At 65.7% G+C, this 25,315-nt stretch carries 17 protein-coding genes and 1 tRNA gene; 7 read left to right on the forward strand and 11 right to left on the reverse strand.

Going from position 1 to position 25,315, the window contains the following annotated elements:
• Positions 1-3: 3 nt before the first annotated feature.
• The 4 genes from ACOI2T_RS14195 to ACOI2T_RS14210 form a co-directional block, all read right to left on the reverse strand.
• Complete coding sequence (locus tag ACOI2T_RS14195; RefSeq protein WP_421876819.1) at positions 4-645, reverse strand: NADPH-dependent F420 reductase; 642 nt, start codon at positions 643-645, stop codon at positions 4-6.
• Between the two features lie 81 nt (positions 646-726).
• Positions 727-1,023: a Rieske (2Fe-2S) protein gene (locus ACOI2T_RS14200; protein WP_409501668.1), complete on the reverse strand. Its 297-nt coding sequence runs from the start codon at positions 1,021-1,023 to the stop codon at positions 727-729.
• Positions 1,020-3,482 carry a nitrite reductase large subunit NirB gene (gene nirB / locus ACOI2T_RS14205; RefSeq protein ID WP_409501669.1) on the reverse strand — a complete coding sequence of 821 codons (2,463 nt, stop codon included), beginning with the start codon at positions 3,480-3,482 and terminating at the stop codon, positions 1,020-1,022. Before nirB ends, ACOI2T_RS14200 begins: the two co-directional genes overlap by 4 nt.
• Positions 3,479-3,835: a molybdopterin oxidoreductase gene (locus ACOI2T_RS14210; RefSeq protein ID WP_067858906.1), complete on the reverse strand. Its 357-nt coding sequence runs from the start codon at positions 3,833-3,835 to the stop codon at positions 3,479-3,481. Before ACOI2T_RS14210 ends, nirB begins: the two co-directional genes overlap by 4 nt.
• A 212-nt stretch (positions 3,836-4,047) precedes the next feature.
• Between ACOI2T_RS14210 and ACOI2T_RS14215 the strand changes: the two genes are divergently transcribed.
• Positions 4,048-8,085, forward strand: a complete 4,038-nt coding sequence (locus tag ACOI2T_RS14215; RefSeq protein WP_409501670.1) for a bifunctional nitrate reductase/sulfite reductase flavoprotein subunit alpha — start codon at positions 4,048-4,050, stop codon at positions 8,083-8,085.
• Between the two features lie 2 nt (positions 8,086-8,087).
• On the opposite strand, the gene ACOI2T_RS14220 is transcribed toward ACOI2T_RS14215, so the two are convergent.
• From ACOI2T_RS14220 to ACOI2T_RS14230, 3 genes are all read right to left on the reverse strand, one after another.
• A complete protein-coding gene (locus ACOI2T_RS14220) occupies positions 8,088-10,730 on the reverse strand; it encodes a LuxR C-terminal-related transcriptional regulator (RefSeq protein WP_409501671.1) in 2,643 nt (880 codons plus the stop codon).
• A 121-nt stretch (positions 10,731-10,851) separates the two neighbouring features.
• Positions 10,852-11,961, reverse strand: coding sequence for a catalase family protein (locus ACOI2T_RS14225; protein WP_409501672.1), 1,110 nt, complete (start codon positions 11,959-11,961; stop codon positions 10,852-10,854).
• Positions 11,962-12,006: 45 nt separating this feature from the next.
• Positions 12,007-13,779, reverse strand: coding sequence for a peroxidase family protein (locus ACOI2T_RS14230; protein WP_409501673.1), 1,773 nt, complete (start codon positions 13,777-13,779; stop codon positions 12,007-12,009).
• 557 nt (positions 13,780-14,336) lie between these two features.
• Here ACOI2T_RS14230 and ACOI2T_RS14235 point away from each other — a divergent pair.
• The 4 genes from ACOI2T_RS14235 to ACOI2T_RS14250 all read left to right on the forward strand — a co-directional run bounded on the left by ACOI2T_RS14235 (position 14,337) and on the right by ACOI2T_RS14250 (position 20,290).
• Complete coding sequence (locus tag ACOI2T_RS14235; RefSeq protein ID WP_409501674.1) at positions 14,337-16,157, forward strand: S8 family serine peptidase; 1,821 nt, start codon at positions 14,337-14,339, stop codon at positions 16,155-16,157.
• 16 nt (positions 16,158-16,173) lie between these two features.
• Positions 16,174-17,214: a serine-threonine protein kinase gene (locus ACOI2T_RS14240; protein WP_421876825.1), complete on the forward strand. Its 1,041-nt coding sequence runs from the start codon at positions 16,174-16,176 to the stop codon at positions 17,212-17,214.
• A gap of 7 nt (positions 17,215-17,221) precedes the next feature.
• Complete coding sequence (locus ACOI2T_RS14245; protein ID WP_421876828.1) at positions 17,222-17,512, forward strand: hypothetical protein; 291 nt, start codon at positions 17,222-17,224, stop codon at positions 17,510-17,512.
• Positions 17,513-18,304: 792 nt separating this feature from the next.
• Positions 18,305-20,290: a lipase family protein gene (locus tag ACOI2T_RS14250; protein ID WP_409501676.1), complete on the forward strand. Its 1,986-nt coding sequence runs from the start codon at positions 18,305-18,307 to the stop codon at positions 20,288-20,290.
• A 337-nt stretch (positions 20,291-20,627) separates the two neighbouring features.
• On the opposite strand, the gene ACOI2T_RS14255 is transcribed toward ACOI2T_RS14250, so the two are convergent.
• Positions 20,628-20,713, reverse strand: a tRNA-Leu gene (locus ACOI2T_RS14255).
• A gap of 115 nt (positions 20,714-20,828) precedes the next feature.
• Between ACOI2T_RS14255 and ACOI2T_RS14260 the strand changes: the two genes are divergently transcribed.
• Both ACOI2T_RS14260 and ACOI2T_RS14265 read left to right on the forward strand, forming a co-directional pair.
• Positions 20,829-22,172 (forward strand): M20/M25/M40 family metallo-hydrolase, encoded by a 1,344-nt coding sequence (locus ACOI2T_RS14260; RefSeq protein WP_409501690.1) that lies wholly within the window; start codon positions 20,829-20,831, stop codon positions 22,170-22,172.
• Between the two features lie 30 nt (positions 22,173-22,202).
• Positions 22,203-22,730 (forward strand): YbhB/YbcL family Raf kinase inhibitor-like protein, encoded by a 528-nt coding sequence (locus ACOI2T_RS14265; protein WP_067858885.1) that lies wholly within the window; start codon positions 22,203-22,205, stop codon positions 22,728-22,730.
• A gap of 102 nt (positions 22,731-22,832) precedes the next feature.
• Here the strand turns inward: ACOI2T_RS14265 and ACOI2T_RS14270 are convergent, their stop codons facing one another.
• Genes ACOI2T_RS14270 through ACOI2T_RS14280 form a run of 3 tightly spaced genes read right to left on the reverse strand, consistent with a single transcriptional unit; the run spans position 22,833 to position 25,194 of the window.
• Positions 22,833-23,894 carry a quinone-dependent dihydroorotate dehydrogenase gene (locus tag ACOI2T_RS14270; RefSeq protein ID WP_409501691.1) on the reverse strand — a complete coding sequence of 354 codons (1,062 nt, stop codon included), beginning with the start codon at positions 23,892-23,894 and terminating at the stop codon, positions 22,833-22,835.
• Positions 23,894-24,163 carry a DUF5703 family protein gene (locus ACOI2T_RS14275; RefSeq protein ID WP_067858879.1) on the reverse strand — a complete coding sequence of 90 codons (270 nt, stop codon included), beginning with the start codon at positions 24,161-24,163 and terminating at the stop codon, positions 23,894-23,896. The genes ACOI2T_RS14270 and ACOI2T_RS14275 overlap by 1 nt, the downstream gene beginning before the upstream one ends.
• The gene (locus tag ACOI2T_RS14280; protein WP_409501914.1) at positions 24,160-25,194 is read right to left on the reverse strand and encodes a YncE family protein; all 1,035 of its coding nucleotides are present in this window, start codon (positions 25,192-25,194) and stop codon (positions 24,160-24,162) included. The genes ACOI2T_RS14275 and ACOI2T_RS14280 overlap by 4 nt, the downstream gene beginning before the upstream one ends.
• Positions 25,195-25,315: the final 121 nt, after the last annotated feature.

Consider the following 25,315-nt stretch of genomic DNA (forward strand, 5'->3'; position numbering starts at 1 on the left):
GCGTCACGGCTGCGTAAGGTCCATCTCGGCTGGGCTCGATCCGCTGATGGGCTGGGAGATGAAACTCTTGGTGGTCAAGGGACCACCGAATTGCTGTAGCAGTCCGCCGCCGTCGTTGCGCCCGAGGTCGACCGCCTCAAATCCTAGAGACGAGATCAACTGGGCTACTTCGCTATTCGCTTCCGGATGGTTGCCTGACACGAACAGTACACGTCGGCCACCATGCCCGTCGCCGGGATCGCGCGCAAGCACTCTTGCCCAGGTGTGGCCGAAGGCCTTGACCACTCGGCCACCTTGGGCCCACTCGGCAACAAGGTCAGAAGACGCCTGGCCGCCGAGGTCGGCGGGTGAGAAGTCGCGGTAGTCGATGGCGTTCGTGGCATCGACGATGATGCGGCCCTGCCAGTCTGGAACCGACCCGACCAGGTCTTGTACCGCCTCGAACGGGACGGCGAGAATGACGATGTCGGCTCGCAGTGCGTCCGCGACGTCGGACGGGACGACGTGGGGTCCGATGGCCTCGGCGGTGCCGCGGACCGCATCGATGCCGCGTGACGCGGCCAGTGCGACGTCGGTGCCGGTGCGGTTGAAATGTCCCGCCACGGCTGAACCGATATTTCCCGCACCGATGATGGCGTAACGCATGATGTGCTCCTTCAGCTGACCAAGACGAGTGGTATGTCACCGAACTGCCTCAGACAGCTGGATATTCCCACACGATGCCGATCAGAGCGTGAGCCGGATCGCCCCGTCCACGGCTGCGACCGGGTAGCTGCGCACCGACAGTTCGCCCGCGGCTTCGGCTCCACTGCACATGTCGAAGGTCGCGCCGTGCAGCGGGCACACCACCACGGTGTCGTCGGCCAACCCGTCGGCCAGCGGTCCGCCCTTGTGCGGGCACACCGCGTCGATCGCGCGCAGTGATCCGTCGCGCAACCGGAACACCGCGATCTGCGTGCCGTCGACGGCAAAGGTGCGTCCCTCGCCGACGGGGATCTGTTCGACCGGCCCGAGGTCGCTCATCGGACTGGAACCCGGGGGAGCGGCAGAAGCGGCAACGCCGTCCGAAACTGTCCATTCGTCGCCGGCTCGCGGCCGTCGAGCCACGGATCTCGGTAGGCATCAATGGATTTCTGCATGCGGGCGTCCAGGCCCTCGGCGAGTTCCTCGTCGAACACCACGGCCTGGATGTGCTCGATCCCGAGGCGTGGCACCCACTTGTACGTGCGTTCCAGCCAGTTCGCGCTTTCGCGGTAGTACTGCAGGACCCGGCCGGTGAGGGTGATGACGGTGTCGGGATCGTCGACCGTGGCCAGCAGGTCGCCCTTGCGGATGTGCGCACCGGCCGCCCCGCCCACATAGATCTCCCAGCGGCCGTCGCCCACCGCGACCACGCCGAGGTCTTTGCACAGCGCCTCAGCGCAGTTCCGCGGGCAACCGGTGACCGCGAGCTTCATCTTGGCCGGGCTGGCGAGGCCCTGGTAGCGCTCCTCGATGGCGATGCCCAGTGCGGTGGAATCGCCGAGGCCGTAGCGGCAGAAATCGCTGCCCACACAGGTTTTCACGGTGCGGAAGCTCTTGCCGTACGCGTAGCCCGACGGCATGTCCAGATCGGCCCATACCGCGGGCAGATCCTCCTTGCGCACGCCGAGCAGGTCGATGCGTTGGCCCCCGGTCAGTTTGATCATCGGCACGTCGTACTTCTCGGCGACATCGGCGATCCTGCGCAACTGCGCGACGTTCGTCACGCCGCCCTTCATCTGGGGCACGACCGAAAAGGTGCCGTCGCGCTGAATGTTGGCGTGCACGCGGTCGTTGATGAACCGGGCGTCGCGTTCGTCGACGAACTCGTCGGCCCACATCGTCTCCAGCAGTGAGGCCAGCGCCATCTTGGAGTTCGCGTCCTCCTTGCCGTCGGGCGCCAGGGCGGCGAAAACCGATGACACCGAATGCAGTTCGAGGTCCCGGATGTGGCGCATCAGAGTCGGCTTGTCGTAGGGGATGCCCGGCACGTACCACGAGGCCGACGGGTCCTCCGTGACAGCGCCACCGGCCGCCCACTCGACGATCTGGCCGACCAGTTCCTTGCACGAGCCACAGCCCTTGCCCGCCTTGGTTTTCGCCATCACTCCGGTGAGCGACGTCTCGCCGGCCTGTACGCAATTCACCAGGGTCCCTTTGGAAACCCCGTTGCAGTTGCACACCTGCGCGTCGTCGGAGAGCTCGGCGACCCCGACGGAGACGTCGGGCGTGCCGATGTCGAACATGAGCGAGACCCGCTCCTCAGGGAGCGGCAGGCCGCTGTCGAAGGCCTGGGTCAGAAAGGAGACCTTCGACACGTCCCCGACCAGGGTGGCGCCCACGAGCTTGCCGTCGCGGATGACGATCGTCTTGTACACGCCGTGCTTCGGCTCGGAATACTGCACGAACTCGTCGTCGGGAAGCTCGGGCGCCTTGAGCCCCATCGCGGCGACGTCGACGCCCGCGACCTTCAGTTTGGTCGCGGTGCGCGAACCTCGATACGCCGCGGCGGTATCGACTCCGGTGATGTGATCGGCGAGCACGCTCGCCTGCTCCCACAGCGGCGCGACCAACCCGTACACCTGCCCACGATGCTGGGCGCACTCGCCGACCACGTAGACGTGCTCGTCGTCGACCGAACGCATGTGGTCGTCGACGACGATCGCCCGCTCGACCGTGAGACCGGCGCGCTGCGCCAGACCGACATTCGGCCGGATGCCCGTGGCGATCACCAACATGTCGCAGTCGATCGAATCGCCGTCGGAAAACACGATGCCCGACAGTCGCCCGGACTCGTCGACGCGGACCTCGGTGGTGCGTTTGTCGGTGTGCACCGTGATCCCGATGTGCTCGACCGACCGGCGCAGGATCGCGCCCGCGGAGTCGTCGAGTTGTGCGTTCATCAGCGTCGGGCCGGCATGCACGACCTCGACCGCAAGCCCGCGGTTCTGCAGGCCCCTGGCGGCTTCCAGTCCGAGCAGGCCGCCACCGATCACGACGGCCTTCGTGCGGTTGGCGGCTTCGGAGATCATGCCCATGCAGTCGTCGAGGGTCCGGAAGCCGAATACACCGTCGGTGAGTGTCTTGTCGTCGGCCCACAGCCCGGCCATCGGCGGGAAGAACGACCGGCTACCGGTCGCGAGGATCAGATCGTCGTACCGGATCACCGACCCGTCGTCGGCATGCACGAGCCGGGCGAACGTGTCGATGCGCACCACCCGGACCCCGGCGCGCAGGTCGATGGCGTTGTCGTCGTACCAGTCCATCGGGTTGAGGTAGATCTCGCGTGAATCATCGCTTCCGGCAAGCACATTGGACAGCAGGATGCGGTTGTAGTTGCCGTAGGGCTCGTCACCGAACACCGTGATGTCAAACGCCGCACCGCCACCCCGGGCGAGAATCTCCTCGATCGCGCGCACCCCTGCCATGCCGTTGCCCACGACGACAAGCCGGCGCTTCATGGGATCTCCACCAGTCCGAGGTCGACGACCACACTGCCCGTGCAGGCCGCCGGGGCGGCGATGAACAACTCCAGCACGGTGTCCCCGAGCAGATCCTCGACGACCCGCAGCGCCACATGGGTGGCGCCCTTGGCCGCGATCGGGAAGTACCGCATCGGTGTGCCGTCCCGGTACAGCACCACCGTGACCATCTCGTCGGTGGAATTCCCGCCGCGGAAGTACACCGGCTGGGTGACGGCGCCCGGCGGAACCACGTACCGAAGCGACTCGTCGATCAGGGCGGGCTTGTCGAGGCCGTTGCCCTCGAATTCGAAGGCACCTTGCAGGAATCGGGGGTTGCTGCCATCGCTCATGCTTCTGTGAAGTTAGGGGCAGTTTGTTTCCGCACAGTTTCGGTGACGATTCGCTGATGAGTCGGTCTGCGACGGAATTGTGACCGGAGTCGCAGTGCCCTGAGCTGGGAAAACAATGCTCACCGGGAGGGTCGACCGGTGGTGAGGATCAGTTTTCCTGCCGATAACGCTGCCGGAAAAAACCCGGAACACCCGGCGCCCACCATGGGGGCATGGCGGACGGCGCGACCTTGGCTGCAACCCGGCGAACGGCGTGTTCGTACTGCGGTGTCGGCTGCGGCATCGAGGTGAGCACCCGGGTCGAGGACGGCCGTACGGTCATCGCCCGCGTTGCCGGCGACAAGCTGCACCCGGCCAACTTCGGCAGGTTGTGCACCAAGGGGGCCACCCACGCCGACATGATGGCGGCTGACGACGACCGGTTGAAGTCGGCGCTGCTGCGGCCCACCCGAGACGACGAACTGACGCCCACACCTGTCGATGACGCGGTCGCGGAAGCTGCGCGGCGCCTGCGGGCGATCATCGACGAACACGGCCCGGACGCCGTGGCGCTGTACGTCTCGGGCCAGATGTCGATCGAGGCCCAGTACCTCGCGACCAAACTCGCCAAGGGTTTCCTGCGCACCGTGCACATCGAGTCCAACTCGCGGTTGTGCATGGCGAGCGCGGGCACCGGATTCAAACAGTCGCTGGGCGCGGACGGCCCACCGGGCTCCTACAGCGATTTCGACTGGACCGACCTGTTTTTCGTCATCGGATCGAACATGGCCGATTGCCACCCGATCCTGTTCCTGCGGATGGCCGATCGGCTCAAGGCCGGTGCCAAGCTGATCGTCGTGGACCCCCGGCGCACTGCGACCGCCGAGAAGGCCGACCTGTTCCTGCAGATCAAGCCGGGCACCGATCTCGCGCTGCTCAACGGTCTGCTGCACGTCCTGGTCGAAAACGGCGACATCGACGCTGAGTTCATCGCCGAGCACACCACCGGCTGGGACGCCATGCCGCAGTTCCTCGCCGACTACCCGCCGGCCCGGGTCGCCGAGATCACCGGCATACCCGAAGACGACATCCGCGCCGCCGCGGCGATGATCGCCGAAGCCGGAGAGTGGATGAGCTGCTGGACCATGGGGCTCAACCAGAGCACGCACGGAACCTGGAACACCAACGCCATCTGCAATCTGCACCTGGCCACGGGAGCCATCTGCCGGCCGGGAAGCGGTCCGATGTCGCTCACCGGCCAGCCCAACGCCATGGGCGGACGCGAGATGGGTTACATGGGCCCGGGTTTGCCCGGGCAGCGCGTTGTTCTCTCAGCTGACGACCGCGAGTTCGTCGAAGCGCAATGGGGTCTCGAACCGGGCACGATCCGGTCGGAGGTGGGGCCGGGCACCGTGGGCATGTTCGAGCAGATGGCCGCGGGCGATATCAAGGCCTGCTGGATCATCTGCACCAATCCCGTTGCGAGCGTGGCGAACCGCAAGACCGTCATCAACGGGCTCGAAGCCGCCGAACTCGTCGTCGTCCAGGATGCCTACCGCGCGACCGCCACCAACCATTACGCCGACATCGTGCTCCCGGCCGCGCTCTGGGCCGAATCCGAGGGCGTGATGGTCAATTCCGAGCGCAACCTCACCCTGTTGAGCCCGTCGCTGCCGCCGGTGGGGCAGGCCCGCCCGGACTGGAAACTCATCTGCGAGATCGCCGCGCACCTCGGCTTCGCCGAGCACTTCGACTACGCCTGCGCCGAGGAGATCTTCGACGAGATCCGCCGGTTCGCCAACCCGAAGACGGGATACGACCTGCGCGGCGCCAGTTACGAGCGGTTGCGCCGGACACCGCTGCAGTGGCCGTGCCCACCGGCCGACGCGCCAGGCGGTGACACCGACCGCCATCCCATCCGCTACCTCAACGATGGGGTCAGCCAGGACCTGTTCGTCGACGAGGCCGGGCACCGGCCCCGGCTGGCCTTCCCGACGCCGACACGACGGGCGGTGTTCCACGCCCGGCCGCACATGGACGCCGCCGAACTTCCCGACGACGACTATCCGATGGTGCTCAACACCGGCCGGCTGCAACACCAATGGCACACCATGACCAAGACCGGCAAGGTCGCCGGGCTCAACAAGCTCAATCCCGCGCCGTTCATCGAGATCCACCCGATCGATGCGTTGGAGCTCGAGATAGTCGCGGGCCAGCCGGTCGAGGTTGCCTCGCGCCGCGGCCGTGCGGTGCTGCCCGCGGTGCTGTCCGACCGGGTCCGGCCGGGCAATTGCTTTGCACCGTTTCACTGGAACGACGAACACGGCGAGTACCTCACGGTCAATGCGGTCACCAACGACGCGGTGGATGCCGACTCGCTGCAGCCCGAGTTCAAGGTCTGCGCGGTCAGCCTGCGCCCCGCACGATCGGTCGGCGGCGCCGGCTACACGCACCCGGTGGCTGCCGAACTCGGTGTGACGACCGACCTCAAACCCGGTATCAGCGAGGCCGAGAAGACCTATTTGGCCGGGTTTTTCACGGGACTGCCGGACAGCCCGGCCGGTGTTCCGGTGCTCCCGGGCTCCGCGCCCGTGAGTCCCAAGGTGCGGTTGTGGGTGGACGGTGTGCTCGCGGGCCGCTATTCCCGGACCAGCGTCGCGGAGCGATCGGTGCCAACGGGACCGCTGGTGCTGTGGGCATCGCAGACCGGCAACGCCGAGGAGTTCGCCGCGAAACTCGCCACCCGGCTCGACGGGGCGACGCTGGTGAACATGGATGACCTGGCGCTGGGGGAGCTTGCCGCCGCACGCGACGTACTCGTCGTCACCAGCACATTCGGCGACGGCGGGCCACCGGACAACGGTGCCGACTTCTGGAGTCGCCTCGAAGCGCCCGACGCACCCGAACTGCACGGAATGCGTTATGCCGTGCTCGGTATCGGGGACCGGGCCTACGACAACTTCTGCGGTCACGCCAAGTCGCTGGATCGCAGGCTCGCCGATCTGGGCGCTACCAAGCTACTCGATCGCACCGAATGCGAGGTCTACGACGACGGGCCCATGCAACAGTGGGCCGACACCGTCACCGAACTGCTCACCGGTCAACCCACCGAGCCGCCCGGCAGACCGGTGGGCGGCCGCACCGTCATCCGAACCGAACCCGACGAATTCACCAGGGCCAAGCCGATTCTCGCGACCCTCAGCCGAAACACGGTGCTCACCGCGCCCGGTTCGGCAAAAGAGGTGCGGCAGTTCGGGTTCGACATCTCGGACTACGACGTCAGCTATGCTGCCGGCGACTCGTTGGGGGTGTATGCCACCAATGATCCGGCCGTGGTGGATGCCTGGCTCGCGGCGACCGCGCTCAACGGGGACGCCGTCGTCGAGGTCGACGGCACCGAGCAGTCCCTGCGCGACGCACTCATCTCGTCCTACGACATCTGCCGCGTGACACCGAATCTGCTGCGGTTCGTCGCCGATTCGTGCACCGATCGATCGGCGAAGGTACTGCGCGGATCCGGTGAACGGCTGAAGAAGTGGCTGCGCAACCGCAACGCCCTCGACGTCGTGACCGAGTTCGGCGTATACGCCGAGCCCGAGCAGTGGCAAGAGGTGCTGGTGCGGCTGACACCGCGCAATTACTCGATATCGTCGAGCCCGCTCGTGAGCCCGCATGAGGTGCAGTTAACCGTGTCGGTCGTGCGCTACCCCGGTGCGCAGGGTGGCGTGCGGGGCGGCGTGTGCTCGACCTTTCTCGCCGATCGTGCTGCCGCGGCACCGGTGTTCCTGCAGCGATCCCCGCACTTCCGGCCGCCCGAAGACGCCGCCACACCCATGATCATGGTGGGCCCCGGCACCGGGATCGCCCCGTTCCGGGGATTCCTGCAGGAACGCCGGGCGTTGGGCCACACCGGCCGTAACTGGCTGTTCTTCGGTGACCAGCATCGCAACGAGAACTTCTACTATCGCGACGATCTCGAGGACATGGTTCACGACGGTTTCCTGAACCGGCTGGATCTCGCGTTCTCGCGCGATCAGGCCAAGCGGGTGTACGTCCAGCACAAGATGCTCGACTACGGCGCCGACGTCTGGCGCTGGCTCGACGACGGCGCACATTTCTACGTGTGCGGGGACGCCGGCCGGATGGCCAAGGACGTCGACGCCGCCCTCACGACGATCATCCGCACACACGGCGGGATGTCCGAGGAACGCGCACGCGACTACAAGCGCGAACTCGTGGCCGAGAAGCGTTACGTCCGAGACGTGTACTGACGCTACGGGTTGCCGTTCTTGTTGCCGTTGCTGCGCCCGTTCTTCCCCAAGTCGTTCCACACGATCTTGGCGAGGTCGTCACGGTCGGCCACACCGAGTTTGATGCCGGCCCGGTAAATGTGTCCCTCCACGGTGCGCACCGACACCGTCAACCGCTCGGCGATCTCGCGATTCGACAATCCCTGAGCCACCAGACCGGCCACCTCACGCTCACGTGACGTGACCGGCAGTGGGCGGGCCGCCGAGCGGATGGCCGGCGTTGCCGCGCCGCCACACTTGGACGCCAATTGCAGTGCGTGCGCAGCGGACTCGGTGCTGCGCCGGCGCTGACCGGCCTTGTCGTGCAAGGGGACCGCCTGTGCGGCCGCGTCGGCCGCCGACAACAACAGGCCCGCCTCCTCGAAGGCCGTCGAGACCTCGTCGAGTTCCTTGGGGTCGGCCGCCGCCACTGCTGCCGCGTGCCGCGCGTAAAGGGCGGCCAGCGGGCCGTCGACGCGGTCGACGAGCCCCTGAAGCCGACGCACGACCGTGCGGTCACCGAACCGGGCGGCGTGATGCAGGGCTTCGGCTTCGACCGCGTACTGGCCCGCCGAACGCGCGGCATCGGCTGCCGCCCGCGACAGGTCGATCGCCGAACGGTGCCCGCCCTTGGCGGCCGCCACGCAGGCCTTGGCCAGCATCCGCTGCGGCTCGTGCAGTGCCATGAACGCGCCCGAGTGTTCTTTGGCGTCCTCCAGCACCCGCTCGGCATCGGCCGGGTTGCCCACCGCCGCGTATGCCCGCGCCAGCAGGAGACGGCCCGGCAGCTGCCACGGCAGCGAATTCTCGGCGTTGAGCGCCGCCAGCGCCTGTTCGATCGCCGAGATCGCGTCCTGGAACCTGCCGCTGTGGGTCGCGGCCGCGCCGGCCATGATCTTGGCGATGGCCCAGCCGGCGAACTGTCCGGCCGAGGAGAACTCGGCGTACTCGGCGGCCCGCCGCTCGGCCAGCTCGAGCTGGCCGGTGTAGGCGAGCGCAAGGACCTCGCCGTAGAACACCATGATCCGGATCATGCCGTCGGTGGTCTTGCGTTGTGCCCGGCACCGCGACGCGATCGGCAGGAAGTCCTTGCCGCGGCCCGCCACCGGCATCGCGAGGCCGGCGCTGAACGCGGCGAAATCCACGGCCTGCCGCGGTGCCTCGGGATTGGCCAGCACCCGCTCGGCGGTTTCCAGGCCCTCGGCGATCCTGTTCTCGTGGATGGCCATTCCGGCGCCGGTGGCGTCGACGATCAACTTGAGGATCGGATGGGTCACCCGCGAGTTCAACAGCTCCAGCACCTGGTTGGCGCGTGCGACGTCACCCATCGACCAGAACAGGATCGACAGCCGCGGAACCCCCCACTGCACGAGCTCCATCTCGTCCATGTGGTCGGGTGAGAAGCGGGCCAGGATGCTGTCGGCCTGTGCCGGGTGGCCTTGCCACAGCAGTGCCCGGGAGAGGAGCGCCGCCGCACCGAGGCCGCCGCCGTGATCGAACGCCGCGCGCGCCAACTGCTCGCCGAGCGGCAGGTTCGACAGGAACACGGCGTCTTTCGCCGCGGTGATCAACAAGTCGATCTCGGCGCCCCGATCACTCTGGACACACAGCTGCGCCAGCCGGATACGGCTGGCGGCCGACGTCAGGTCGCGTTCGCGCAGGATCTGGGCGATACGGCCGCGCAGCTTGCGCGCCGAGGCGGTCCCGACCCGGCGGCGCACCACCTCGCCGAACAACGGATGGCTGAACCGGGCGGTGATCTGCCCGTCCGAATCGTCGGCGACGATGCGGATCAGGCCGCGCATCTCGGCCGCGTCGACCGCCTCCTCCCCGGCGAGCTCGGAGAACACGTCGATGTCGAGCGGTTCACACAGCGACAGCAGTTTCAGTGCGTGCAGCACATCCTCACCGGCATGCGCGAGCCGCTCGTCGAGCAGCTCGACGAGCCCGGACGGGATCACGGCCGGTCCGCGGAACTGCCACACGCCGTTGACCTCGGCGAGGGCCCCGGCGTCGACCGCGCCCTCGACCATGTTGCGCAGAAACAGCGGATTGCCGCCCGAGGATTCCCACATCACGTCGGCGCTGAGCCCCTCGAGCGTGCCGCCGAGCACGGTCTCGATCAGCGCGATGCTCTGCTGTTTCGTGAACGGCTGCAGCTCGAACCGTTGCAGGTAGCCGTCTTTCCACAGCGACGTGACGGCGTCGGGCACCGGTTCACCGCTGCGCACGGTCGCCACCACATGCCCCGCGCGCTCCACCGCGATCTGGTGCAGCAGCGTCGCCGACAGCTGGTCCAGCAGGTGGGCGTCGTCGATGCCCACCACGGGATCACCGTCGGCGACAAGCGATTCCCGTGCCGATCCGATGAGCGCGATCGGATCGCGGGAAGCCGACGGCCGCACCCAGTGCGCGAAGGCCCCGAGCGGAATGCTGCGCGAGGACTCCGTGCAGGCGGCCCAGTGGACCTTCTTGCGCAACGACGATGTGACGGTGCGGGCCAGGGTCGTCTTGCCGACACCGGCCGCACCGACGAGGACGACGCCGCAACTGTCTTCGCTGCTGAGCGCCGAGCGGATCGCCTCGTACTCCGTGGGCCGGTCCAGCAACTGCCATTTACCAGGCATGGATTCAGAGTCTAAGTGTCGTAGGCTGACATCGCTGCCGAATATGGTGTCAGCGACGTGAAGTCGCCGTTTCTGACGGATTTTCGTCGGCATGCAGCAAATCTTTCTGAGTTTGCCATCATCAGTCGGGCAGCTCCGAGATGTCGGACGGCTCGTGCCGGGGAACCCGGTTGACGTCGTGGCGGAAATTGCTGGACGACTCATAGACCAGCTTCTTCAGGCGGTTGATCGAACCCAGCGGCTGGTGTGCCTTCAGACCGCGCCACGAGTTGAACGACAACACGTCGTCGCCGTAGGCGCGCCGCAGCGGACTGTACGGGTTCTGTGGCGGAAAAACGATTCTCGCGACCGGAAGATACGGGGACTTCTTCTGGTCCCAATTGACGCTGGCATCCTCGATCGGCATCGTCTTCTCGTCGATGCACAGCTGCACGCCGAACTCGTATTCGGCGGTGTTGTTCTCGAAGAACTCCATGATCAGATCGCGGTGGGCATCTTGGCTCGGATTGCGCGGAAGGAGTTCGCCGGCAAGGGCTTTCACGTTCTCCGACGACGGTGCGTACCTGAACTTCGCGACGTAGTCGCCGTAGCGGATGGGAGCCGACGAGAAGAACGTCTCACCCAGGATCGGCCGGTTCGGCGCGATGAACACCTTCAGATTCGCCGGTATGTGCAGGCCCAGCTTGTCGAGCCCGCTGAGGAGTTCACTGCCCGCCCACAGGGCGGTGTCGGGAAGCCGCGCGAGCAGACTTGCCGTGAACATGCCCAAACCCGCGTAGGCGCGGGCATCGGCGAACAAGAAGTCTTCGTGGGTCACCAGGACGAAGTCCTGGGTCGTGCTCGGTTCGTCCTCCGGCAGGCGTTCGCCATCCACCCCGATCGCCTTGATGCCGAGTCCGCGGACACCGCGCATCTTGTCGCCGCGCAGTACCCCGGATGTGCTGGAGATCCGGGCGATCACCGGGTAACGGCGAGGTTCGGCGAAGATGCCCTGGGCCAACTCGGGTCTGAGGTCGTCGTTCACGATGAGGTCGCCGCGCAGAATCGCGTGGCTCTTGGCGTGCGCGTCGCGCAGGCCGTGCTTGTACTTCTCGTAGGCGCGCTGATTGTTCTTGAGCAGCTTCGCCATGATCTTGTTGATCAGCTGCTCTTCGTCAGCCGGCGGATTTTCGAGTTCGGGACGGTAAGGGATGGGCGGGGTGGTCCAGATCTTGTCGATTGCTTCGGTCATGCGCGGGAGGCCTTTCCTTGTCGAATTCGGTTGAGGAGTCGTGAACTACGTCGGCGTCTTCTGGTCCACCGCCCGCCACGGTGCGAACGGGTTGGCGACGCCGGCAATGGCGGGTGCGAGCTCCGGGAAATGACGCAGGAGCACCGAGCGCATGTCGTTGTCACGGATCCAATCCATGCCTGCGGTGGTGTAGACCTCGTCGCGGAAGTCGGCGGTGAAGAAGCGATCGCTCTCCAGCCGGCGCGTCGCCATCAGAATGAAGACCCGAAAAGCGGTGTCGCTGAAGCCGAATCCTCGTGGCTTCGGCTCGGCATAGAGCCCGATCATCAGGTCGACGAGGTCGACGTCGTCATAGATCTCGCGGAGCTCTGCCGCCAGTGTGGTCTCGCCGGTCAGCTCCTCGAACGTGGCAGCCGGCTTGAGCCGGAACAGCGTGCGGAACTCGTTGTAGCGTGGCACGCCCCGCTCCCTGGACCGGATGAGATCGATCGTGGCGAGATCGACCGGTGTCCCGTCGACGCGGCGCATCTCCTGTAGATGACGCGGGAAGTTGTGTAGCGATATGGCGCCCGGATGGGCGCGGCCGAACGAATAGAACAGGTCGGCCATGGGTGTCTCGGCGAGGCGCGCACGCACGTTTAGCACCGACAGGTCGGGTAGCTCGTGCCGCGCGGTGACGCGGTCGTCGCGCAGCGAGCGGAACGCGAACTCGTCGGGGATGAGGGGATGCATCCGGTACACCGCAACGAACTCCTCGGTCAGCGAGTACGGCACATCGTGGTGCTCGGTGCGTGAGCCGGGAATCCCGTGCAGCAGGGCACTGCGCGTGGGCCGCCCGAATCTGCGGCCGATCCGCTCGCCGAGAAGTCCGAACCAGTTGGCCCGCATGGCATAGACCGTGGTGGGGTGCGCGATGATCGCCGGGGTCCAGTCGGTGGTGTGGATCTTGGCCATCAGTGCCGCATTGACCAGCCGCGCCTTGTCGTAGAGCTGTTGGCCTGACAGGTGTGGATGGCGTTGGGCGAGGTGGGTGCAGATCGCGTTGTGCTCGCGCATGAACAGTGAGTGCAGCAGCGCCAGACCGACCCAGAAGTTGCCCGCGGTGCTGTTCAGATCGAGGAGCGCCTCGACGTCCGGCGGCGGCAGGCCTGCGTCGTCGATGCGTAGTTTGCCCTCGTCCGGTGCGCGTAGCGCGGACGCGAACTCCGCTGTGGTGCCGTAGATCTGGGAGGCATCCCACCAATGCGAATCCTGTGTGGTAAACGTGGCGGGACCGGTCGGATCGGGGTTCGGGTCGGGTGCGGTGCGTTCGACGTGCATCGGGCGGTCCGGCCACGGGTCGTCGTTCTGCAGCGGTACCACAAACGGCTGTGACGTCACGGATCCGTGGCTGAACCAGTCGTGCACCTCGAACTGGATCCATGCCGCGGCAAGCAGGTTGAGTGTTGTCGCGGGTTGGAAGGTTTCGCGTGTCAGGAGTTTCCGGCTGATCAACCGGGGGTTCGGGTCGAGCAGTCGACTGCCGGTCTCGGGATAGGCGTATGCGGGCGGGACGTTGCGGCCGAACCGGCAGCCGATGGCCCCCATCTGAGGGTTGGCGAGGTCGTTGTATGTGCCGTCGCGTGTGCGCGCGACCAGGTAGTCGCCGGGGCGCGGGGTGTCGGCGGGGACGCTGCCGGAGTCGTAGAGGTTCGCGGTACGCAGTTGGTGGCGCAAACCGACGAGTACGCCGAGCCCGATCACCGTGGGCAGGCGGGACCACCCGACGGACCGGTCCAGCCGCTCGGCCAGCCGCGCCGCCAGAGCCGCGATCCTCATGGTGTCCTCCCGACCCTGCCCGTTGACCCGCCCAGAACGATTCTCGGGGGAGTGCGGCGACATGGCACGAGTAGTCGGCTACTCGATCGAGTCGCGGCATGCCCGACGCGCCAGCGCGCGGCGTTGCGCAATCCGGCGACTGCCCGCCGAATACAGGTAGCGCTCCACTCGTGAATTGGCGGTCCTCCGGTCGTACGGTTCGAGCATCACCGGGATTATCGGTGGATCAAACGTCAGGAGTGCCGGAAATGTTCACAAAATCCGCCGAACACCAGGAGCGGTTGTGACTGGCTGGCTGGCCGCGCTGCCGCTGATCTTCGCCGCCTTCGGCGTATACGACCTGCAACGCTGGCTCGAACGCCGTGATTACGACCGGCACCTGGCCGATTGACGTTGTCCATGAATGTATTTCCCTAGTCCAACAACCCGAATTTGCCGGCCGGGCCGCCGCGAAACGCCGGTGCCGGGGAACCGAGAAATCGGGACGGGCGCCCGCCGCCCATAGCACCATTGACTGAGTGGACCCGCCGGGTCGACGACGATGCCGAGGGAGCGCGGTGAGCTCAGCCGAGAGTCGAATCTGGTCCGATCGGGTGCAGTGCGCGCTTGCCGACCTCGCGGCGCTGGACAAACCCGCCGACATCGCCGCGGTGACCGAAGCGGTGGCGGCGCGATTCGCCTCCGAGTTCGTCGAGCGGGATCGGCAGTACGAGAAGGACAAGCCGTACTGGCACAACCGTGTCGGGGATGCCGTCGCGAGCCTGCGCAAGCGGCGCTTGATCAGCCGGTCCCGCACCGGTGAGTTCACGTTGACGGCGGCCGGGCGGCGCGACGTCGAGCGGGCATGTGCGGCGGCCACGGCAACGGTTCCGGCCGCCGCCGCGCCAAAGCGCGCCGCCGTGGCACCGCCACCCGACGAAAAGCCAAGGCGCGATCCGGTTTTGGCCGGCGTCATCACCCCGCCGCTGCGTGAGCAGATGAAGGCCGGTGCCATTGCCGAGTCCCCGATGCCGATCATGATCGAACTGAACCTGGGCTTCCAGCCATCGGTGGCCGACGCGATGAACCGGGTCCGCGACCTGTGGCAGCTCGTCGGCGCCGCGGGCACACCCCAGCCGCTGGCCGACCAGTTCATGATCGGCGATCTGACGGCCGCCCAGGTCAAGCAACTGGTGTCGGCCGACGCGGTGCCGCAGAGCTGGCCGCATCGCGCCATCTACCGGATCTGGCCCGATTTCGAGGTCACCCCGCAGATCGACGCGTCGTCGAACACCATCAAGGCTGTCGCCGCGCAGCGCTCCTTCGACAGCTATGGCGACAAGATCGTCTGGGCCGTCGTGGATTCCGGCATCGAGCAGACCCATCCGCACTTCGCACACCACCACACCGTGACCGACCCGCTGGTGTCCGCGCTGCACAAGGATTTCACCGGAGGCGACGCGCCGCTGACCGACACCGACGGGCACGGCACGCACGTCGCGGGCATCATCGCCGGCGGGCTCGTGGATTGGGCGGACAAGAAACTCGTGGTGGCCGAGAAGCGGCTCAACGATCCCGAGCGTGGCGGCGACCCCATCATGCAGCCGCGCGATGTCAGTGAACCCGGCCGCCTCGCCGGGATGGCGCCGAAGGCGAAGCTCGTGAGTCTCAAAGTGCTCGGTCCCGGTGACGACGTGTCGCGGGTGAGCCGCGTGATGCAGGCCCTCGCCTATGTCCGCGAGCTCAACGCCGGGAGCGAACGGGCGCCGCGTATCCACGGCGTGAACCTGAGCCTGGGCTATACGTTCAACGCGGAGTGGTACGCGTGCGGCCAGAGCCCGATGTGCGTGGAGGTCGACAAGACCGTGCGCTCGGGAGTCGTGGTGGTCGTCGCGGCCGGAAACTCCGGATACGTCTCGCTGAGCACGTCTTCCAGCAAGGATTCGCAGAAGTTCACCGTCGACATGACGATCAACGATCCGGGCAACACCGAGAGCGCCATCACGGTCGGATCGACCCACCGCAGCTCCCCGCACACCTTCGGGGTCTCGTACTTCTCCTCGCGCGGACCGACCGGCGACGGGCGGCGCAAGCCCGATCTGGTCGCGCCAGGCGAGCGCATCACATCGGCCGCGGCGGGAGCCCGGCGCGACAGCGTGACGAACCAGATCGATGTCGACGACGGCGTCCCGGTCTACCTCGAAGAGAGCGGAACGAGCATGGCCGCGCCCCACGTGTCCGGCGCGATCGCGGCGTTCCTCTCGGTACAGCGCGAGTTCATCAGCAAGCCCGAGGCGATCAAGCGCATCTTCGTCGACTCGGCCACCTCGTTGGGGCGCGATCCCGCATTCCAGGGCAGCGGCCTCGTCGACCTCATGCGCGCACTGCAATCCGTATGACCCGAAGGGACTTCCCATGGCCGATGATGTGACGGACCGGATTTGGCGCCTGGTGTTCGACGAGGAGGGGCATTCGGACAACGCGGCCGTGGCCGAACTCGTCGACCGCGCCGAAGGTCTCAGCGATCTGGTGATCTTTTCGCACGGCTGGAACAACGACGAGGCGGCCGCGAAGTCGTTGTATGACCGCTGGTTTCGGCTACTGGCGAAGCAACTGGATCCGGCGCGCTCCGTCGGATTCGTCGGCGTGCGCTGGCCGTCGCAACTGTGGCGCGACGAGCCGATACCCGACTTCGAGCCTGCGGTGGCCGCCGGTGGCGGTGGCGCCGCCGCGCTGGGCCAGGAGCGGGTCGTCGCCGCCGGCGACCCCTCGCTCGACCCCGCCGAACTCGCCGATCTGAAGAACATGTTCCCAAGCGGCACAGCGGAATTGGACACCCTCGCGCAACTGCTCGCGGCGCCGCCGACGATGGATGCGGTTCCCGATCTGTTCGAGGCGCTGCAGGCGTTCAACGCCGCGACGCCCGACGGGTTCAGCGACGGTGAGGCCGACGCACCCGACGCCGGGCCCGGAATGGTCGCCGACGACCAGGATCCGTCGGAGTTGTTCAACACGTTCGCCGACCAGTTGCTGGCCGCCGGGGTGGAGTTCAGCGACGACGGCGGCGGTGCGGCGGGTCTCGGCGATTTCGCGGCCAAGCTGTGGCACGGCGCCAAGGAGGCGCTGCGCCAGCTCAGCTATTGGAAGATGAAGAACCGGGCCGGCGTGGTGGGCAAGGACGGGCTCGGCCCGGTGATCGACCGATTCGCCGCGAGGTTCCCGGGTCTGCGCATCCACCTGGTCGGGCACAGCTTCGGGGCGCGGGTGGTTTCCTACGCGCTGGCCGGGATGACCGCCGCGCAGCCCTCACCGGTCAAATCGGTCACGCTCCTGCAAGGGGCGTACTCGCGCTTCGCGTTCACCGAGAAGCTGCCGTTCCGGAAGGGCTCGGGTGCCCTGTTCGGCATGCTCAGCCGGATCGACGGCCCGCTGACGGTCTGCTTCTTCGAGCCATGACCGGGCCTTGGGCACGTTCTACCCGCTCGCATCAGCCGCCGCGGGCGACGATTCGGCCGCCGCGGCCGATCCGCTGTTCCGGTGGCGCGCGATGGGATCACACGGCGCGTTCAACTCGCCGACGCAGAGCCTCGGCGCCGACGGTGCGGTGTACCCATTTCAAACCGGCCAGATTCTGAACCTCGATGCGTCCGGCGTGGTCGCCAAGGACGACGGGCCGTCCGGTGCGCACAGTGACATCTTCCACGAGGAGCTGACCTGGGTGGTGGCCGTGGCAGGGCGACTGAACGAACTCTGAACCGGGGGAGATGTGTGATGTGTGTCCGAGGGGGACTTGCCGGCGACCGACACCGAAACCGAGTTTGCGGTTGCTATTTCTCTGGACGGTGAACGGCTGGGGCGAATGCGGCATGGGTTAGGTAGGGGACGATGTTGAACGCTCGCACATGGCAGGCCGTGGGTTTTCGAAGTCTCTGCAGTTCATGGTGGCAGTCGCTGTCGGCGACCGCGGCCAGCGAAGCGTCGGTCCTGCCCAGCCGCCTTGGCGTCCAGTTCGATAAGGTCGGACATCCGCTCGAAGGTTGACCTCGGTGAGGTTTATTGGCCGGAATCGATCTGCGTGCGCGTTGCCGACCGAATGGCGGAGCTGTGCCTCGGGTGGAGGGCGCCGGACCGGTCGGTGAGGTACCACGCCTAGGACAAACGGTGATCGGTAGAGCCTTGTGTCTACCAATTACAGCGGTCGGTCAGCAGCTGAAGCCAGCAATAAACAACGTCGATCCGTTGGGACAGATCGCCACGCGCGGTGCCGACGCTCCCGACGAACGCCGCTAGCGATCGCATTGCGCCACCTGGTTGTCCTGGGGAAGGAGCCCGTAAAGCCACGTGTACCGCTACGGAGCCCCTCTTTATGGCCGAAGCTGTCGGTGTCTACTCGTAGTGTCAGGCCATGCCCAGGCACCGGCGTCGCCATACGTCAGATCGGCTTGTCTCGACCGGACATCGACCGATCTTTCAGGAAAACCGACGAGCGCAGCGACGCTCCAAGCCTGGGACGACTCACAAGCACAAGCCACTATGTGATCTAGGCGTGTTGGTAGTACATGGCGTCGGCAATCAGGCTAAAGGCGACACGTGCCGTAGATTCGCCGAAGCACTGTTAGCGGGTTTCGAGCGAGTCGGCTGTACTACTGTGCAGGAGTCCGAGTCCGCCGACAGATGGAGTCTTCTGCATGGCGGACGACGTGACCGCGTCGTATTTCGAGAAGCGTATTGGTCGTTGGATGACGCCGGAAAGCGGTGGCGGCTTACACCGCGGCAACTGCACGCCTTCGGCTGGTGGCTCCTGGCGTGTTTGCCGATGCTTGCTTTTCTTGTTGCGGATGGGCATGCACGCGTTGCTAGGCACCCGAAGGATCGATTCGATGACCTGGGACTGTTTTGGCGGATTTTGACTGCGTTGTGCTGGATAGCTGTCCCAGCGTCGTTCTTCTCGTATGTATTTGGTAAATCGGTCGGTGTGGGCATTCTTGCGAGTATTGTGGTCCTGGCAGGAGCAATCTGGTTCCTTCTGTCACCGCTAAATGTCGCTGAGCAGGTGCGTATCGCATCGCTTGGTGGTGAGCGTCTAGATTGCATAATCGCAAAGTTGGATGCGGAACTGAGAACGATCGAAGATGAGTGTAGGAAAATCGTCATCGTGGCCCATTCTCAGGGCGGTTTTCTTACCTATGAACTGCTGCGCCGACTTCCGTTGGATCGGGTTAAAAGGATTAAATCGGTACATACAATCGGGTCTGGCCTTCGCGGCATATTGAGTATGCGGATATTTGGCGGGATCGGCTTCACCACGCTCATGGCACTGATTGCTTTGGGGGCGACTTGCGTTGCTCTTTTTCCAATATTAGATTCGACGGTTACCCGGTTTTGTGAAAAGTTTGTTTTATTCGTCGGCGCAATGGTACAGATCATGGCGTTTCCGGCACTAGGCTCATCGCTTCAAGGGTCTGCCATGCGAGCAATGTACGAATTCTCCACCGCACCCTTTTACGGAGCACTAGATGGGTTTGAAACGATAACCATCACACGTTGGATCGTCGTTGCAGTCTCGATCGTTATTTACTGCGGAATGTTAGCTTACAATATTAGCAAAAGAGCGACACAGGCACCGGTAGATTCCGTGGACCTATTGAAAGAGCTGAAAATAGAACGTTGGTGCGAGTATTTTTCAGTGCACGATATCGTTGGTCGTGTTCAAAGTGTACGTGAAATTCGTGGCATGGAAACGAATGATTTGCCCGGAGAGGGTAGTCCATTTGGTGACCACTCGCTCAAGCACTACCTATCTCCATCGTCGCCTTTACCGGTGTGGATCGCGGCTGAGTTTGCGACGCTTCTAAAGGTCCCTCGAGCATCAACGCATCTAGCTAGAATTGAAAACGGAGTAAACCTCCATCGAGAACTATCGCGACGTGCCTATATGCGTCGTGCGATGACCACCTTCAATATATTTGCGCCGACACTGTTATCAGCGCTTCCGCATAGCGCCCTTACGATCAACACGTTAGCGTGGCCATTATGGATAACGTTAGGAGCCTCTATCGTCACTCATCTTGTTGGTAGACGCGCTTCACGCAAACGTGCGTCGTCTATTTGGGCGCCTTCCGTTAATCAACCGATCGTTGATCGCTACCTAACTGATGGGCCGGTACTTATACCCGTGCCGAACCTCTGGATGCGCATCACCGTAATATCTACTGCAGTGGTCCTCGGAGCGGCTTATTACGTTAATGGGATACCAGGCGTGGTCTTGCATGAATTGACCGGGTTACTTATGTTCTATATTGGCATAATCGGGATCCTCTACTTTGCTCCACGATTCGGTGCCGGCTATCCAGCTCCTAGAGTGCGCACATACGTCGGGGCTATTGCAATTGGTCTTTTGCCGATTGGCATTCTTCTGGCGCAGTCAATTAGTTATTGGCAGGGTCTAATTTTGGTGCCGGGTCCAGTGACGTTCTTCATCGCAGTCTGCTGGATAGTATTCGAAGTACGCCGCAAGAAGCTTTTAATCTGAAAAGGATTCTCATCTTGTAATAAAGCAATCGAGGTGATCGCACAATCGTCTTAACCGAGCGAATCGAACGCGCCCCGGTGCAGACGATTACGTTCCGACCTGCGACACACGTGCGCGAGCCTGGCCGTCAGTCCGGCGCGAACGCCCTTACAGTGTCGCGGATGCTCGGGCAGAAGGACCCCAGCCTGACTCTGCGGATCTACGCGGATCTGTTCGACAGCTCGCCGCGGTGGCAGTGAATCTGGACGCGAAGATCTTGGAGAGTGTCCAAGGCGCCTGCCGACCGCCGGCGCCGCATAACTGCCGTCTAGCTGCGTATACGCAGTGGCATTTGTTGTGTCCGAGGGGGGACTTGAACCCCCACGCCCGTTAATAGGGCACTAGCACCTCAAGCTAGCGCGTCTGCCATTCCGCCACTCGGACCTGCGAACCAACCTTGCGGGTTGGGCGCCTAAGGCTATCGGATGTAGGGCCCGGAACCCAAACCAGCCCGGCTCTCGCCGTCGACTCCGCCCCGAAGCGCACGCCAGTGGTACGAATGGTGACTGTGACTGTCCCGGCGGCTAGTGCGGACGAGGTCGTCGATCTCGTCAGCGCACTCATCAGGTTCGATACGTCCAACACCGGTGATCCGGCGACCACCAAGGGCGAGGCCGAGTGTGCCCAGTGGGTGGCCGAAAAGCTGCAGGAGGTCGGCTACCAGACCGAATACATCGAATCCGGCGCGCCGGGCCGCGGCAACGTGTTTGCCCGATTGCCCGGGTCCAACCCCTCCCGAGGTGCGCTCATGGTGCACGGGCATCTCGACGTCGTGCCTGCCGAGCCGGCGGACTGGAGCGTGCACCCGTTCTCGGGAGCGGTCAAGGACGGGTACGTGTGGGGCCGCGGCGCGGTCGACATGAAGGACATGGTCGGCATGTCGATCGCGGTGGCCCGGCACTTCAAACGGGCGGGCATCGTGCCGCCGCGCGATCTGGTGTTCGCGTTCATCGCCGATGAGGAGCACGGCGGCACGTACGGGGCCAACTGGCTCGTCGACAACCGGCCCGATCTGTTCGAGGGTGTCACCGAGGCGATCGGTGAGGTCGGCGGCTTCTCGCTCACGGTGCCGCGCAAGGACGGTGGCGAACGGCGGCTCTACCTCATCGAGACGGCCGAGAAGGGCCTGTCCTGGATGCGGCTGTCGGCCCGCGGGCGCGCAGGTCACGGGTCGATGGTGCACGACGACAACGCCGTCACGGCGATCGCGGGTGCGGTCGACCGGCTCGGCCGCCACCAGTTCCCGCTCGTGCTCAATCCGGCGGTCGAGCAGTTCCTGACCGCGGTGGCCGAGGAAACCGGGTACACGTTCGACGTGGACTCCCCGGATCTGGAGGGCACTATCGCCAAACTCGGCGGGGTGGCCCGGATCGTGTCGGCGACACTGCGCGACACCGCCAACCCGACCATGCTCAAAGCCGGGTACAAGGCCAACGTCATACCGGCGTCGGCCGAGGCGGTCGTGGACTGCCGCGTGTTGCCCGGTCGCAAGGAGGCCTTCGAGCGCGAGGTCGACGAGCTGATCGGGCCGGACGTCACGCGCAGTTGGGAGCGGGACCTGCCGTCGTATGAGACGACATTCGACGGCGACCTCGTCGACGCGATGAACGAGGCCGTGCTGGCGCTCGACCCCGACGCCCGCATCGTGCCGTACATGCTGTCCGGTGGGACCGACGCCAAGTCGTTCCAGCGGTTGGGGATTCGATGCTTCGGGTTCGCGCCGCTGCGCCTGCCGCCGGACCTCGACTTCGCCGCGCTGTTCCACGGTGTGGACGAGCGCGTGCCGGTCGATGCCCTGCAATTCGGGGCGAACGTTCTGGAACACTTTCTCAAGAACTGCTGACGACACGACTGACGACACGAAGGGAAGCACATGAGCCGTCCTGACCCCTACGCGAATCTGCCGCAACTCCCGAGCTTCACCCTCACATCCGAATCGGTCACCGACGGGCAGCCGCTCGGCAACGACCAGGTCAGCGGCATCATGGGCGCCGGCGGGTCAGACATCTCGCCGCAGCTCAGCTGGTCGGGTTTCCCGGCCGAGACCAAGAGCTTCGCGGTGACGGTCTACGACCCGGACGCGCCGACCGCGTCGGGCTTCTGGCACTGGGCAGTCGCCGACCTGCCTGCCACGGTCACCGAACTTCCCGCGGGCGCGGGCGACGGCAGCCCGCTGCCGGGCGGTGCGGTCACCCTGGCCAATGACGCGGGCCAGAAGCGCTTCATCGGCGCCGCGCCGCCGGCCGGGCACGGCCCGCACCGTTACTACATCGCCGTGCACGCGCTCGACGTGGACAAGCTCGATCTGCCCGACGGCGCCACCCCGGCCTACCTCGGCTTCAACCTGTTCGGCCACGCGATCGCCCGCGCCGTCATCCACGGCACCTATGAACAGAACTGACCAGAAGTAACCTCACCCCACACCGCGAGCGACTGTGTTTGTACGCCGACACGCCGGTCTGTGTCGGCAATTCGCGGTCGCTCGCGCTGGGTCAGTGTCCGGTCAACGCGCGGCCGAGCCCACCGCATCGGCCAGTGACGCGAACCCGCCCCGGCGCAGCCGCTCGGCGATGCCGTCGTGAATGTCCTTGGCCCACAAGCCGCCGCCGTAGATGAACCCGGTGTAGCCCTGCAGCAGCGAGGCGCCCGAGGTGATGCGGTCCCACGCGTCGTCGGCGGTCTCGATACCGCCCACGCTGATCAACACCAACTTGTCGCCGACACGGCGGTATAGCTGTCGCAGCACCTCGGCGGAGCGCCGGGCGACCGGACGCCCCGATATCCCGCCGGGGCCGAGGTCGGCGGCGCCGGGGGTGCGCAGCCCGTCACGCGACACCGTGGTGTTGGTCGCGACGATGCCCGCCAGGCCCAATTCGACTGCCAGATCGGCGATCTCGTCGATGTCGGCGTCCGACAGATCCGGCGCGATCTTGACCAGAACGGGTTTGTCGGTCTCGCCCTTGACCGCGGCCAGGATCGGCCGCAGCGACGCCACCGCCTGTAGATCCCGCAGGCCGGGAGTGTTGGGCGAGCTCACGTTGACCACCACGAACGACGCATGCGCGCTCAGCAACCGGGTGCTCGTGACGTAGTCGGACACCGCGGCTTCGGCGGGGGTGACCTTCGTCTTGCCGATGTTCACCCCGATCGGCACGTCCGGGGTGTGGCTGGCCAGGCGGGCGGCCAGCGCGGCGGCACCCGCGTTGTTGAAGCCCATCCGGTTGAGCAGCGCATGGTCGTCCGGCAGCCGGAACAGCCTGGGCTCGGGATTGCCCGGCTGCGGCTGCGCGGTGACGGTACCCACCTCGGCATAACCGAAACCCAATGCGCCCCAGGCGTTCAGGCCGCGGCCGTCCTTGTCGAAACCTGCCGCCAGACCAAGCGGCCCGGGAAACCGCACGCCGAACACCGTGCTGGCCAGGATCGGATCGGTGGGGGCCAGCCGTCGCGACAGGACCCGGCGCAGGGCGGCCGGGCCGGTCGCGGTGCGCAGCAGCGCGAAAACCCAGGTGTGTATCCGTTCCGCGGGCATGAGGAACATTGCCCGCCGCAACGCGGCGTACATCACAGCGCCGGCTGGTCCGGTGTTCCCGGCATGGTGGCGGCCGTCTTCTTGCGGCGCAGCAGCACCCGTCGGCTCCCGTCTGTGTAGGCCCGCACCCGGGTCAGTTCCCAGCCGCGGTATTCCGCTTCGATCGACAACCGGATGGAGGCGCTGACCCGTGTGACATCGGGCGGCAGCCGCAACGGCACCCAGTCGTATTCGTCGGAGAGATCTTCGGCGACCACCTTGTCCCAGCCCGGTGGCATCCGGCCGCGCTGCACGGCCGTCATGGTTTCACCGCCGCGTTCGCGATCACCTGCACGCCCGCTCCCGAGCCCGACACCACATAGAGCGTGTCGGCTTTGTCGTCGTATGCCAGGGAGTTGGGTTGCTGCACGGTTCGATAACGCACCTTTTCGACGGGTATGCCGGTGTCAAGATCGTAACCAATGACCGTGTTGGTCGCGGTCTCCGACACCCAGGCCAGGCCAGGGGAGCCGGCCAGTCCGTAGGGCGCGCCGCGCACGGGATAGCGCTGGCGCAGGATCAGCGGGTCGGTGCCGAACACCAGAAGCCCGTCGCCGCGGGTGTCGGCCACGAGAATCCGGCCCTGCGGATCGGTGGTCATCGTGGTGGCCCCCTCGCCGGCCCGCAGCGCGTGGTCGGCCTCGGTCCCGTCGGCGTCCACTGTCGTCACCGACGTCTGCCCGCGGTCGAGAACCACCGCGGTATTGCCTTGTGTCACCAGGGAATCCACACGAGCGAAGATCTTCAGCCGGGCGCCCACGGTCGTCGGGCCGTCGAGGGTGTACACCGCGCCGTCGGCGCTGCCGAGGACCAGCTTGCCGTCCGCGCGCACCGCGATGGCGGTGAAGTCGACATCATGTTGCCCGTCGATGCCAACCCTTTCGGGCTTGGCTCCGGCGCGCGCGAGGTCCAGCTGGAAATAGCCGCCGCGCGTGGGCAGCAGTAGCCCGCCGCGCCCGTCGCCGGACAATGCGGTCGCTTTCGATTCCAGCAAAACTGTGCGCGGCGGGGCCGTGCCGGCCAGCAGCGTCAGCGACGACTGGCCGTCTGGTCCGGGCCCGAGAACCGCCAATGTGCTGGTTGCTGCGTCGAAGACGGCAGCCTGCGCGTGGCCGGTCACGGGTCGGACCTGGCCGTCCGGGGTGGCGGTCACCGGCGGTGAAACTGCGGCCTGGGCCGGCTCGATGGTGGGCGGCGGCGTGTCGGCCGGATTGGACGAACAGCCTGCCGTGAACAGCAGTACCAACGCGGCCACGCCGGCATAAACCGGCTGACCTGCAGTGATTAGGCGCAACGGACGGCTCTCGGTCGGGGTGATCGATCTGTAAACGGGCAAGAGTCCAGTTTAGGCACGGTTGCGGCCTGCCTTTGTTCCCGTATGCAAGCATCTCGCCATAAGTGGAGGTATGGTCGGG

The organism is Mycolicibacterium wolinskyi str. Jessa 2025 (genome assembly GCF_049241375.1).
Taxonomy (GTDB): domain Bacteria; phylum Actinomycetota; class Actinomycetes; order Mycobacteriales; family Mycobacteriaceae; genus Mycobacterium; species Mycobacterium wolinskyi.

What these genes read in the sequence shown, in the direction of transcription:
- ACOI2T_RS14265 (WP_067858885.1), top strand. Translation starts at nt 22,203, where the DNA reads ATGAGCCGTCCTGACCCCTACGCGAATCTGCCGCAACTCCCGAGCTTC.
- ACOI2T_RS14210 (WP_067858906.1), bottom strand. Translation starts at nt 3,835, where the DNA reads ATGAGCGATGGCAGCAACCCCCGATTCCTGCAAGGTGCCTTCGAATTC.
- ACOI2T_RS14215 (WP_409501670.1), top strand. Translation starts at nt 4,048, where the DNA reads ATGGCGGACGGCGCGACCTTGGCTGCAACCCGGCGAACGGCGTGTTCG.
- ACOI2T_RS14200 (WP_409501668.1), bottom strand. Translation starts at nt 1,023, where the DNA reads ATGAGCGACCTCGGGCCGGTCGAACAGATCCCCGTCGGCGAGGGACGC.
- ACOI2T_RS14240 (WP_421876825.1), top strand. Translation starts at nt 16,174, where the DNA reads ATGGCCGATGATGTGACGGACCGGATTTGGCGCCTGGTGTTCGACGAG.
- ACOI2T_RS14260 (WP_409501690.1), top strand. Translation starts at nt 20,829, where the DNA reads ATGGTGACTGTGACTGTCCCGGCGGCTAGTGCGGACGAGGTCGTCGAT.
- ACOI2T_RS14225 (WP_409501672.1), bottom strand. Translation starts at nt 11,961, where the DNA reads ATGACCGAAGCAATCGACAAGATCTGGACCACCCCGCCCATCCCTTAC.
- nirB (WP_409501669.1), bottom strand. Translation starts at nt 3,482, where the DNA reads ATGAAGCGCCGGCTTGTCGTCGTGGGCAACGGCATGGCAGGGGTGCGC.
- ACOI2T_RS14270 (WP_409501691.1), bottom strand. Translation starts at nt 23,894, where the DNA reads ATGTACGCCGCGTTGCGGCGGGCAATGTTCCTCATGCCCGCGGAACGG.
- ACOI2T_RS14275 (WP_067858879.1), bottom strand. Translation starts at nt 24,163, where the DNA reads ATGACGGCCGTGCAGCGCGGCCGGATGCCACCGGGCTGGGACAAGGTG.
- ACOI2T_RS14230 (WP_409501673.1), bottom strand. Translation starts at nt 13,779, where the DNA reads ATGAGGATCGCGGCTCTGGCGGCGCGGCTGGCCGAGCGGCTGGACCGG.
- ACOI2T_RS14220 (WP_409501671.1), bottom strand. Translation starts at nt 10,730, where the DNA reads ATGCCTGGTAAATGGCAGTTGCTGGACCGGCCCACGGAGTACGAGGCG.
- ACOI2T_RS14195 (WP_421876819.1), bottom strand. Translation starts at nt 645, where the DNA reads ATGCGTTACGCCATCATCGGTGCGGGAAATATCGGTTCAGCCGTGGCG.